We start from the raw sequence: 12,155 nt of genomic DNA, 5'->3' as shown, positions 1-12,155 counted from the left end.
AGCTACTGACCCGAGCTGTGCATGATCAACGCCATGGCCTCGGACCGCGACTTCGCGTCGTCACGGAGCAGGCCCCGCACCGCCGACGTGATCGTGCGCGAGCCGCCCTTCTGGATGCCGCGCATCGACATGCACATGTGCTCGCACTCGATGACCACGATGACGCCCCGCGGGTTGAGCTGGCCCATCAGCAGGTCGGCGATCTGCGACGTGAGCCGCTCCTGCACCTGCGGCCGGCGCGCGTACACCTCGACCAGCCGGGCCAGCTTCGACAGCCCGGTGATGCGGCCGTCGGCGCCGGGGATGTACCCGATGTGCGCGACCCCGTGGAACGGCAGCAGATGGTGCTCGCACATCGACTGGACCTCGATGTCGCGCACGAGCACGAGCTCCTCGTGGTCGGCCTCGAAGGTCGTGCTGAGCACCTGGGCCGGGTCGACGCGCAGCCCGGCGAAGAGCTCCGCATAGGCCCGCGCGACGCGGGCCGGGGTCTTGCGCAGCCCGTCGCGATCGGGGTTCTCACCGATCGCGACGAGGATCTCACGTACCGCATCCTCGATGCGCTTCAGGTCGACGGCGCGCTCGACCTGGACCCCGCCGAGCCTGCCGCTGACGAGGCGGGCCGCGACGTGATCCAGCTCCCGGTCGACAACGAGCCCGGCACCATTATCGGTGTCGGGCTCGGTGCCGCTGTACTCGCTCAGTGTGTGCCGTCCGGGATCTCGCCACCGCCGATGCGGACGTGGTCGTCGCCGCGCGGCTGGCTGACCTCGGAGCCGTTCGCACCGGCCTCGGCCGACGCCCGCCGGCGACGCCCGTTGCCGCTGAACGGCGCCATCGGCGGCCGCTTGACGACGCGGGCGCAGATGCGGGTCATGTCCGCCTGGGAGATGGTCTCCTTCTCCATGAGCTCCTCGACGATGCTGTCGAGGACATCGCGGTACTCGACCAGGATCTCCCAGGCCTCGTCGTGCGCGATCTCGATGAGGGAGCGCATCTCGCCGTCGATCTCGGCGGCGATCTTCTCGGAGTAGTCCCGCTCGTGGCCCATGGTGCGGCCCAGGAACGGCTCGCCTTCGCCGGTGCCGTACTTGACGGCGCCCAGCTTGGCGCTCATGCCGTACTCCGTGATCATCGACCGGGCGAGCGCGGTCGCCTTCTCGATGTCGTTGCCGGCGCCGGTGGTCGGCTCGTGGAAGACGAGCTCCTCGGCGGCGCGACCGCCCAGCGCGTACGCCAGTGTGTCGATCATCTCGGAGCGCGTCTGGGTGTACTTGTCCTCGGTCGGCAGGACCAGCGTGTGGCCCAGCGAGCGGCCGCGGGACAGGATTGTCACCTTGTGCACCGGCGCTGAGTGGGGCAGCGCCCAGGCGACGAGCGCGTGACCGCCCTCGTGGTAAGCGGTGACCTTCTTCTCGTGCTCGCTCATCACCCGCGTGCGCCGCTCCGGGCCGGCGATGACCCGGTCGATTGCCTCTTCGAGGAAGTCGTTGGTGATCGCCCGCTTGTCGTTACGGGCGGCCAGCAGCGCTGACTCGTTGACCACGTTGGCCAGGTCGGCACCGGTGAAGCCGGGCGTGCGCCGGGCGACCGAGTCGAGGTCGACGTCGGGCGTGAACGGCTTGCCCTTGGCGTGCACCCGCAGGATCGCCTTGCGGCCCTCCATGTCGGGCCGGTCGACCGCGATCTGCCGGTCGAAGCGGCCCGGGCGCAGCAGGGCCGGGTCGAGGATGTCGGGCCGGTTGGTCGCGGCGATCAGGATCACGCCGCCCTTGGTGTCGAAGCCGTCCATCTCGACGAGCAGCTGGTTGAGCGTCTGCTCGCGCTCGTCGTGACCGCCACCCATGCCGGCGCCGCGGTGACGGCCGACGGCGTCGATCTCGTCGACGAACACGATGGCCGGCGCGTTGGCCTTGGCCTGCTCGAACAGGTCGCGGACGCGGGAGGCACCGACACCGACGAACATCTCGACGAAGTCCGAGCCGGAGATCGAATAGAAGGGCACGCCGGCCTCGCCGGCAACCGCCCGCGCGAGCAGCGTCTTACCGGTGCCGGGCGGCCCGTAGAGCAGCACGCCCTTCGGGATCTTCGCGCCGAGCGCCTGGTACTTCGCCGGAGCCTGCAGGAAGTCCTTGATCTCGTGGAGCTCCTCGACGGCCTCGTCCGAGCCGGCGACGTCGGCGAACGTCGTCTTCGGGGTGTCCTTGGAGATGAGCTTGGCCTTGGACTTGCCGAAGTTGAGCACCCGGGAGCCGCCGCCCTGCATCTGCGACATGAACAGCAGCAGCAGGACCACCAGCACCGCGATCGGCAGCAGGTTGATCAGCAGGCTGATGAAGATGTTGTCCTGGGTGACGTTGACGTTGTACTCGTCGAGCTTCTTCTCGGACTTGAGCGTGCTCAGCTCGTTCTGCAGATCATCGGCGCTCTGCGAGGAGAACTGGCCCTGGATCTTGTTGGTATCCGTGCCCTTGACCTTGATCTTGTTGCGCAGATCGAGGTTGAGCGTCTGCTCCTTGTCCTGGATCACAGCCTTCTTCGCGTTGCCGCTGCGAAGCTGCTCGAGCACGACGGACGTGTCCGCCTTGGTGTAGCTCGGGCCGGAGGTGAAAAAGGAACTGAGCACGATGGCACCGATGATCACCAGAAGGATCCAGACCACCGGCCGGCGGAACAAACGGGTACGTTCCATGTTGTCGTCGGACGCACACGGCGCCCGGCCCCTCCATCCGTAAGGCCGTCTGCCGCGTCGGACCCACTTTCCGACGCGGTGCCGAAAACGCCGCCAAAGGTATGGGCTCAGTTGACGCTTGCGACCATTTGACGGTACACCGTGGCACCGACAGTCGCGGATCGGCGTAGGCCGGGGACGCGGTGCTCTCAGCAGACTCTCAGGAAAGTATGCTCAAAAGTGCTGGTCAGCCGCGTCCGTAGACCGACGGCTTCAGCACTCCGACGAACGGCAGGTCACGGTAGCGCTCGGCGTAGTCGAGGCCATAGCCGACGACGAACTCGCTCGGGATGTCGAATCCGACGTACCGCACCGGGATGTTGACCTTGAGCGCGTCGGGCTTGCGCAGCAGCGCGACGACGTCGACCCGGGCCGCGGAGCGGCTCTCGAGGTACTTGAGCAGCCAGGACAGCGTCAGCCCGGAGTCGACGATGTCCTCGACGACGATGACGTGCCGCCCGGCGATGTCCCGGTCGAGGTCCTTCAGAATCCGCACGACGCCCGAGGACGTGGTCCCCTGGCCGTACGACGAAACGGCCATGAACTCGAGCTCGACCGGCGGGCCGATCCGCCCGAGCGCCCGGGCGAAGTCCGCCATGAACATGACGGCGCCCTTGAGCACGCCCACCAGCAGGACCGACTCGGCGTCCGCGTGATCGGCCGCGACCTGCTTGGCCAGCTCCGCGGTCTTCTCGCGGATCTGCTCCTCAGTGACGATGACGTGGTCGATGTCGGACGAGTGCCAGGTGGTGCCGTCGGCCATGCGACAAGCGTGCACCATCGGCGCGGCCGGATCGAGGCGGGGTCACCCAATGAGAGACCTGTCTCCCTGCGGCTTTTTCCGTCAGTACCCCATCGCCGACCCGTCCGCGCGAGGCTCCGACCCGGCCACATACCCGGCCGGGGTACGCCAGATCGCCTGCCCCATCCCGAACGCGTCCGGCTCCGCCGCCACCGACACAGCGTGACCACGCCGCCGCAGTCCGTCCACCTCGCCGGCCAGCCCCGGCTCGACCAGCACGTCCAGCCCCCGGTGCCAGTACCACCGCGGCCGGTCCAGCGCCGCCTGCGGATCGAGCCGCCCGTCCACGGTGGAAAGGACCACCTGAACGTGCCCCTGCGGCTGCATGTGCCCGCCCATCACGCCGAACGGCCCCACCGGCTCGCCACCCCTGGTCAGAAAAGCCGGGATGATCGTGTGGAACGGCCGCTTCCCCGGCCCGACCACGTTCGGGTGCCCGTCGGCCAGCACGAACCCGGCCCCGCGGTCCTGCAGCCCGAACCCGGTCCCGGGCGGCACCACGTACGAGCCGAACCCCATGTAGTTCGACTGGATCAGGCTGACCATCCGCCCCGCCGGGTCGGCCGTGCACAGATACACGGTCCCGCCCCTCGCCGGCTCCCCGGCCCCGTATCGCCCGGCGGTCCCCCCGATCAGCGCCCGCCGCCCGGCCAGATAAGCCGGATCGAGCAGCTCCCGAACCGGCCCGCCCGCCGCCGGATCACCGACGAACGCGTGCGCGTCGGCGAACCCGAGCTTGATCGCCTCGATCCGCTCGTGCAGCGACGACTCCTCGTAGCCGTCCAGCACGCCGAGCGCGATGAGCGCCGCGATCCCCTGCCCGTTGGGCGGCAGTTCCCAGACCTCGTGCCCGCGGTACGACACGGAAATCGGCTCCACCCAGAGCGACTCGTGCGCGGCCAGGTCCGCCGCGCGCAGCAGCCCGCCGGTCCGCTCGGCGTGCGTGACGATCGCGTCCGCAATGGCGCCGCGATAAAAGTCGTCACCGTTGGTACCGGCGATGAGGCGCAACGTGTTGGCTGCGTCACGATTCCGCCACCGCTCCCCGGCGCGCGGCGCCCGCCCACCGACCGTGAACACCCGCCCCCACTCGGCGAACTCGGGACCGTCGAGCCCCCGAAAGACCCGCTCGGCCGCGACCCGCCACCCGGCGGCAACGCGGGGTGACACCGGGTAACCATGCTCGGCGTACGCGATGGCGTCCGCAAACAGCTCCGCGAACGGCAACGACCCGAACCGCGCATGCAGATCCCGCCATCCACCGGGCACCCCCGGCACCGTGACGGGCAACCATCCGCGCGCGGGCATGGCGACCCCGGCCTCACCCTGATCCCCGCCGAGCCCGTCGGACGCCGAGGCGCCCCGATCGAGCACAAGATCCCGGGTGAGCAGCGCCGGCGACCGCCCGGACGCGTTCAGCCCGTGCAGCCGCTCCCCGTCCCAGACCAGCGCGAAGAGATCACCGCCGATATCATTGGACCCGGGTTGCACCACGGTGAGCGCAACGGCCGTGGCAATTGCCGCGTCGATCGCGTTCCCCCCGCGCCGCAGCACGGCCAGCCCCGCCCCGGCGGCCAGCCCCTGGCTGGTGGCGACCACACCGCGAGGAGCAAAAACCGAAGAGCGCTGGATGTCGTACCCCATGAGCCCCGCTCCCCACCATCCGGTTCCGGCGACCCAAGCAGCAGATCACCTAACCGGCGCCGCCGACACCCCTCAGCGCCGCGCCCGCTCGCGACACGAACAGTCCACCGGGCAGCGCGACCGCCCCCTGCCCATGCCACCGCACGACCAGAGCGTCGAGCGCATCGACGTGCCGGTGCGAAAGATCCGTCCCCGGCGCCCCGAGTCGCAGCGCCCAGGCGTGCAACACCCGCGTACGGATCGGCCCGGGCATCCGCTCCACCTCGCCGACCGCCAGCCCACCCCGCTCGTCGAGCGCGCGCGCCAGCGCCTCGGCGGCCAGCCCGTCGAGATACGCGGAGTCCGCCCCCACGAGCCGCGCGGTCCGGGCAAGGTTGCCGACAACACCGTCACCGAGCGCGGCCACCAACGGCCGCAGCCGAGACCGCGCAAAGGCCGAATCGACGTTGTGCGGGTCCTCCCAAACCGGAAGCCCCTCGGCCTCACAGGCCGCCCGGGTCTCGGCCCGCCCGACATCGAGCAGCGGCCGAACGAAGAGCACCCCGTTGCGCACCCGCCGCTCGGGCATGCCCGCCAGCCCGCGCGGCCCGGACCCACGAGCCAATGCCAGCAGTACCGTCTCCGCCTGATCGTCCCGCGTATGCCCCAGCAGCACCATCGCCGCCCCGAGCTCGACGGCCGCCGCCGCGAGCGCCGAATACCGCGCCTCCCGGGCCGCGGCCTCGGGCCCCCCGCCGCCCCCGACCCGCACCGTACGCACCTGCACTGGCGCAAACCCGCGATCGAGCGCCCAGTCCGCCAGGTCCGCGGCCCGCTCCCCGGACCCGTCCTGCAGCCCGTGGTCGATGGTCACGAACCCGCAGCGAACCCCCATCCGCCGCGAAACGAACAACGCCGCCGCCGCCAGCGCCAACGAGTCCGCCCCACCGGAGCAGGCCACGAGCACCATGTCCCCAGCGGCAACCCCGGCACCGGCGAACTCCCCGCCGATCCGCAGCGCCCCGACCCCACCGGCGCCATCCTGCGCATCCGCCGGTCCGGAACCGCTCGCCGGCCCGCCGCCCTCGACCTCACCGCCGGAGCGCGATCCGCCGCCCTGCGCCTCACCGCCCGAGCGCGATCCGCCGCCCTCGACCTCACGGTCCGCCGGTCCGGAAACGATCGACGGCCCGCCGCCCTCGACCTCACGACCCGAGCGCGGTCCGCCGCCCAGCGCCCCGCCGCCCGAGCGCGCCTCACCGCCCGAGCGCGGTCCGCCGCCCTGCGCCCCGCCGCCCGAGCGCGCCTCACCGCCCGAGCGCGGTCCGCCGCCCTGCGCCCCGCCGCCCGGCTGCGACCTACCGCCCGGCAGCGCTCCGGCGGCGCGACGCGACAAAGCGCCGTCCTCGGCGTCGAAAACAGGCACCGAGTCGGCGGTAGCCGGGCTCCCGGCCGGCGGCGAGTGGTCCTGGGCGGCCATCGCCGTGGCCGAGGACAGGGCCCGCGGGGAACCCGCGGACGTCGCGGACCGGGAGCCCGGAGTCAACTCGCCGGGATCGGGGACGCCGGAGCCCGAAAGGCTGCGCCGCACCGCATTGCGTACGGCGGCAACCGCCGGTGCCAGCGCCCCCACCCGATCAGGCGCTGCCGGCGGGCCTGGTCGGCCCCTGGTCGTCTTCGTCGGCCGGGGCCGTGTCGGTGACCGGGGTCGGGCCGGTGTCGGTCAGGTGCTCCGCCACCTCCGGGTCCGAGGTCTCGGCGACGCCCATGGCCTCGCCCGGCTCGAAGGCGCCGATCGGCTCCGGTGCCTCCCCCGCATGCCCGGTAGTCGTCTCCGCCGCTGCACCCGGCTCGATCTCGGCCGGCTCGTCCCCGTCCGAATCGTCGCTGTCCGAAGACACCGCGGCCGACCCAGCATCAGAGGCCGAATCGTCGCTGTCCGAAGACACCGCGGCCGACCCAGCGTCAGAGGCCGAATCGTCGCTGTCCGAAGAGACCGCGTCCGAGGTCGCGGCGGGGGACGGCTCGGACTCGGAAGCCTCTTGCGGTACAACCAAGGGAGCCACCACAGCCGTGGACTCCTCCGGGGTCAGGCCCGCCACCTCGGTCGGCTCCGCGACGCCCGCCTCCGCCGGGGCCTCCTCCAGCGGCTCGGGCACCGTCGGCACCGGTGCCGGCGGCTCCTCGACGCTCGACGACGCGCCCGGCATCGGGGCCGCGAGCGAGGCCGACGGCGTCACGGCGACCGAGCGGCTCAGCGCGCTCGCCCCCAGGACGCGCACGATCCAGGCGTCGGGGTCGCCGAGCTCGTTGAGGCGCGGGATGGTCAGCGGCGACTGCCAGATGCGGTTGAAGCTCTGCATGCCCACGCGCTCGACGACGGCGTGGACGAACTTGCGGCCCTCCGCGTACTGCCGCATCTTCACGTCGACGCCCAGCAGCTTGCGCAGGACGCGGTCGAGCGGGTTGCCGGCCTCGCGGCGGCGGTTGAACTTGGAGCGGATCTCCTCGACCGTCGGCACCACGTCGGGGCCGACGCCGTCCATCACGAACTCGGCGTGGCCCTCGAGGACGGTCATGAGCGCGGTGAGGCGGTCGAGCACCGCCTTCTGGCCCGGCGTCTGGACGAGGTCCAGCACCGAGACGCGGCTGTCGGGGTCGCGGACCACGTCGGCGAGCGCGCTCACGCCGCGGCGTACGCGCTCCGCGAGCTGGTCCTGGTTGAGCTGGGACGCGTCGACGAAGGCGCCGACCTCTCCCAGGAAGTACCCCCGCATCCACGGCACAGCCGTGAACTGCACGCGGTGGGTGACCTCGTGCAGGCACACCCAGAGCCGGAAGTCGCGCGAGTCGGCGCCCAGCTTGCGCTCGGCCTCGACGATGTTCGGCGCGACGAGCAGCAGCTGGCCCGGGTCGGCGGAGAAGACCTCGTACTGCCCGAGAACCTTGCCGGACAGGTATGCCAGCACCGTTCCGGCCTGCACGCCCGTGAACCGCGAGCCGATGGCCCCGACGATGGCGCCCGGTGGCTTGCCGCCCGCGAGCCGCTCGGCCAGCGGCTGGATGACCTCGCGCAGCCCCACGATGTTGGTGGCGGCCCAGTCGCGGCGGTCGACGACGCGCACGGGCGGGCCCTGGATCATGGCCTTCAGGCCGGTGAACTCGGTGACGTGCCCGGAGGCCTCTTCAGCTAGGCCACGCAGGTCGGTGACGGCGTCCGCGGCTGCCTCGTACGAAACCGCGGGGCCGCTCTTGCCCAGCGCCGCGGCGGTTGCTGCGGCCAGATCCCAATCGACGAACTGCGCCATGGACCAACCGTACCCGCGCCGGGCCACCGCCGCGGGAGCTGCGAACCCTGAGTGCACCCTGATCGACGCAGCGTGACCGCGGCACTGCTCAGCGGCACCCGCATGCGGCAAGAGCTGCGGCAACTCTGTCAAGGGCGACGACCGCCTGGTCGGCGTTCGTGGTCTGGTCGGCCATGAACGCGAACGCGAGCGTCCGCCCGTCGGCGTCCACCACGACGCCGGCCAGCGAGTTGACCCCGGTCAGCGTGCCGGTCTTCGCGCGCACCAGCCCGGCGGCCGCCCCGCCCTGGTCGGGCTTGAGGAAGCGGAGGGTGAGCGTCCCGGAGTACGCGGCGACGGGCAGCCCGCTGAAGATCGAGTGCAGGTCGGCCCGGTCCGCCCGCGCGGCCATCGCCAGCACGGCCGTGAGCAGGGCCGGGGAGAGCCGGTCGTTGCGCGAGAAGCCGCTGCCGTCGGCCAGGCCGAAGCCGGTGACCGGCAGCCCGAGCTCCTCCAGCACGCTCTTCGTGGCCGCCGCCCCGCCCTCGAACGAGGCGGGCTGGTTCTTGGCCAGCGCCACCTGGCGCGCGAGCGCGTCGGCGAGCACGTTGTCGCTCTCCTGCAGCATGAACTCGACCATGCGCGACATGGGTGCGGACTCCACCTTGCCGAGCTCTTTCGCGCCCTGCGCGGCGTTGCCGGCCGTTACAGCATTCGCCGGTACCCCGAGCGCGCTCGCGAAGGCCTGGGCCGCCTGCAGGTCGGGCTTCGGGTACCGCTGCGCGTACTTCAGCTGCTTCTGCCGCCCGCCCTCGGTCATGATCGGCGTCATCACGGCGCCGGACCCGCCGGTGGTCGCGTCGGCGTCCCAGCCCGGCCCGATGCCGGAGCCGGTGTAGATGCTCACGTCGTAGATCACCTTCGTCGGCGCCTGACCGCCCAGCGCCTCCTTCACCTGCTTGGCGAGGTCGTCGATGCGGGCCGCGCCGGGGTAGTACGACGTCGGGAAGACCGCGAGCGTCGGGTCGCCGCCGGCCACGAGGACGACCTCGCCGGGCTGGGCGCCCGCGACGACCCTGGTCGCGATCCGGTACGCGGGCCCGCGCGCCGCCAGCGCCGCCGCCGCGGTCACGAGCTTGGTGGTCGAGGCGGGGGTCATCGCGGCGTCGGGCTCGGAGGAGTACACCGTCTGCCCGGTCGAGACATCCACGACCGACGCGGTGATGTGCGGCCCGAGCTGAGGCACGGTCAGCAGCGGCTTCAGCGCCGAGGTGACACCGCCTTCACTCGGCATCGGGGCCTGCGAGTCCATCGCGGCGAGCACCGGCGGCGGCGCGGCCGGCTCCGTCCCGCCGGTCCAGTGCGTCTTCTGCCCGCCGGCCAGGCCGAGCCCGTTGACGATCTCGGTACCCGCGAAAACCGAGCCCAGGGCCGCGCCGAGCGCCACGACCAGCGCGACGGCGGCGGCGATCAAGCCGGCCCGGCCGCCCCGCTGTGGTGTTTCCCTCGCCATCTGACCCTCCCCGTATCGCCCCGCCGTGCCGTACGCGAGACTAGTGGTCGGCGCAGCGGTGCGAGGGTGAGGAGTCGTCAGATGGACTTCGACGTCACGGTCGAAATCCCCAAGGGTCAGCGCAACAAGTACGAGGTTGACCACGCGACCGGCCGGATCCGGCTGGACCGGACGCTGTTCACGTCCACGCAGTACCCGGCGGACTACGGCTACATCGAGGGCACACTCGGCCAGGACGAGGACCCGCTGGACGCGCTCGTGCTCGTGCAGTCCCCGACGTTCCCGGGTTGCCTGATCCGCTCCCGGGCGATCGGCATGTTCCGCATGACCGACGAAAAGGGCGGCGACGACAAGGTCCTGTGCGTCCCGGCCGACGACCCCCGCCTGGAGCACCTGCGGGACATCCACCACCTGGGCGAGTTCGACCGCCTCGAGATCCAGCACTTCTTCGAGGTGTACAAGGACCTGGAGCCCGGCAAGAGCGTCGAGGGCGCCACCTGGGTCGGCCGCGTCGAGGCGGAGGCGGAGATCGAGGAGTCCCGCCGCCGCTACACCGAGGCGATCGCCGAGGGCACGTACCACGACCCGGGCGTAGCCCCGATCGCCCGCCCGCTCTACTGACCAACGAACCCCCCGCGAGCGCCCGGTTTGCAGTCCGCCGGGCGCTTTCGCATTGAAAAGCCGATTTATCGGTACCGCCAAAAGCCCACATTTCGCACCCAGCCAAATGGCCTCGCGGAGCCCCGTTCAGCGCGCTCGGTCAACCGAACAGGCCGTACAAGCCCAGCACCGCGCACGCGAGCGGCACAACGGCCACCACGCACAAGGTGTCGAGCAGATCCGCCGCCCGCCCCGTGTACGGCGACACCGGCCGAACCGCCGCACGCACCCCCGCCACCGCGACAACGAACGCGACCACGGGTACCACCGCCGCCACGATCCGCACGTCGAACCGGACGAACAGCGCGAGCAGGCCGAAACCCGCCACCCCGGCCACGATCAGCGGCAACCGTTGCCGCACGGTCAGGAACGTGCGGGCCCGCAGCAGCAGCGCGGCCGCGGCCACCGCGACGAGCACGGCCCCGGAGACGTCCCCGGACCGGGCGAGCACCAGCGACCCGCCCACCCCCGAGGCCGCGAACCCGAACAGCATCCCGGTGAGCATCTCGTCGGTACGCGCGACGGCCGCGAAGATCCGGGCCCGGTCCGCCGCCGATGCGCGCCCACCCGGCGACAGGTCGGCCGGCGTGGCCACGATCGGCATGGGCAGCTTGCCGAGCCGGATGGCCAGCAGCGGCAGCCCGGCCACGCCCGCCACGAGTAGGGCGAGCAGCACCGCCGCCGCGGCCGCCGGGCGGGTCGCGGTGGCGAGCAGCCCGGCGAGCGAGCCGAGCACGCCGGCGGTCGCGCCGGCCACGAACAGCCGCAGCAGGTGGGCGACGCCGGCGGCGGCAACGAGTGCGGCGAGCAGGAGCGCCACGGCCCCGAGCAGCGTGCGGGCCGCCGCGGTCGCGGGCTCGGGCGCCGCCAGCCAGCCGCCGGCGGCCGCGAACGGCAGGGCGTAGGCGGCCAGGATCGCGCCGACCAGCGCGTCACCGTACGCCCGCGACGCCGCGATCCCCGCCAGCACCAGCCCGACCGCGACCGCCGCGGCGACCGGCGGCAGGTCGGCCCGCATGATCGCGACGAGCGCGACGAGCAGGCCGGCGCCCGCGACCCCGATCGCGGTCGCCCGGGTCGCGGCCGGGCTCCACGGCACGCCCTGGCGCCGGGCGCCCACCGCGATCGCCTCGACCACGTCGTCGTACTCCAGCTCGGGCCAGCCGGTGCGGGCCGGCACCAGATGCAGCACGGCGCCGTCGCGCACGCCCTGCCCGGCGAGCCCGGCGGCGGCCGACAGCGTGGTGCCGTCGGGCCGCCGCAGGAGCCAGCCGCCGTGCCGCTCGCCGTCGTCGGCAAGCCCGGTGCCCGCGTGCCGCAGGAGCTCGGGAAGCAGTTCTGCCAGTGGTACCGCATCAGGCACCGCAACATCGACGCGCCGCTGGGGCGCGTTGATCGTGATGCGGGCCAGACCGGCCGCGGCAGCTGCCATGGCCATAGAACTATCACGATCCCTGGCGGCGCGGGGGGCCGGTGCGCGCGGCGACTCCACAGCGTGACGAAGTCGTTACGATCGATGGGACGGGGGCGAAAAGTGTC

8 protein-coding genes and 1 pseudogene are annotated in these 12,155 nt (G+C 72.2%); 1 reads left to right on the top strand and 8 read right to left on the bottom strand.

What is annotated here, in order from left to right; all coding sequences use genetic code 11:
• Positions 1-2 precede the first annotated feature (2 nt).
• The 7 genes and pseudogenes from folE to dacB all read right to left on the bottom strand — a co-directional run bounded on the left by folE (position 3) and on the right by dacB (position 9,956).
• Positions 3-638: a GTP cyclohydrolase I FolE gene (gene folE / locus ACPPVO_RS03165; protein ID WP_426514512.1), complete on the bottom strand. Its 636-nt coding sequence runs from the start codon at positions 636-638 to the stop codon at positions 3-5.
• Positions 639-700: 62 nt separating this feature from the next.
• The gene (gene ftsH, locus ACPPVO_RS03160; RefSeq protein WP_426509807.1) at positions 701-2,692 is read right to left on the bottom strand and encodes an ATP-dependent zinc metalloprotease FtsH; all 1,992 of its coding nucleotides are present in this window, start codon (positions 2,690-2,692) and stop codon (positions 701-703) included.
• A 226-nt stretch (positions 2,693-2,918) separates the two neighbouring features.
• Positions 2,919-3,494, bottom strand: a complete 576-nt coding sequence (gene hpt / locus ACPPVO_RS03155; protein ID WP_426509806.1) for a hypoxanthine phosphoribosyltransferase — start codon at positions 3,492-3,494, stop codon at positions 2,919-2,921.
• Positions 3,495-3,575: 81 nt separating this feature from the next.
• A complete protein-coding gene (locus tag ACPPVO_RS03150; protein ID WP_426509805.1) occupies positions 3,576-5,177 on the bottom strand; it encodes a gamma-glutamyltransferase family protein in 1,602 nt (533 codons plus the stop codon).
• 49 nt (positions 5,178-5,226) lie between these two features.
• Positions 5,227-6,126 carry a tRNA lysidine(34) synthetase TilS gene (tilS, locus tag ACPPVO_RS03145; RefSeq protein WP_426514511.1) on the bottom strand — a complete coding sequence of 300 codons (900 nt, stop codon included), beginning with the start codon at positions 6,124-6,126 and terminating at the stop codon, positions 5,227-5,229.
• Between the two features lie 1,297 nt (positions 6,127-7,423).
• Positions 7,424-8,464: pseudogene (locus tag ACPPVO_RS03140) on the bottom strand (zinc-dependent metalloprotease); the annotation flags it as partial.
• Between the two features lie 88 nt (positions 8,465-8,552).
• Positions 8,553-9,956: a D-alanyl-D-alanine carboxypeptidase/D-alanyl-D-alanine endopeptidase gene (dacB, locus tag ACPPVO_RS03135; protein ID WP_426509804.1), complete on the bottom strand. Its 1,404-nt coding sequence runs from the start codon at positions 9,954-9,956 to the stop codon at positions 8,553-8,555.
• 81 nt (positions 9,957-10,037) lie between these two features.
• On the opposite strand from dacB, the gene ACPPVO_RS03130 reads away from it, so the two are divergent.
• Positions 10,038-10,577, top strand: coding sequence for an inorganic diphosphatase (locus ACPPVO_RS03130; RefSeq protein WP_426509803.1), 540 nt, complete (start codon positions 10,038-10,040; stop codon positions 10,575-10,577).
• A 139-nt stretch (positions 10,578-10,716) separates the two neighbouring features.
• On the opposite strand, the gene eccD is transcribed toward ACPPVO_RS03130, so the two are convergent.
• Positions 10,717-12,054, bottom strand: coding sequence for a type VII secretion integral membrane protein EccD (eccD, locus tag ACPPVO_RS03125; RefSeq protein ID WP_426509802.1), 1,338 nt, complete (start codon positions 12,052-12,054; stop codon positions 10,717-10,719).
• Positions 12,055-12,155: the final 101 nt, after the last annotated feature.

The sequence above is a fragment of the Dactylosporangium sp. McL0621 genome (assembly GCF_049995355.1).
Taxonomy (GTDB): domain Bacteria; phylum Actinomycetota; class Actinomycetes; order Mycobacteriales; family Micromonosporaceae; genus Dactylosporangium.
Note: the sequence above shows the minus strand (reverse complement) of the source record. Positions and strands in the feature narration are given on the sequence as shown.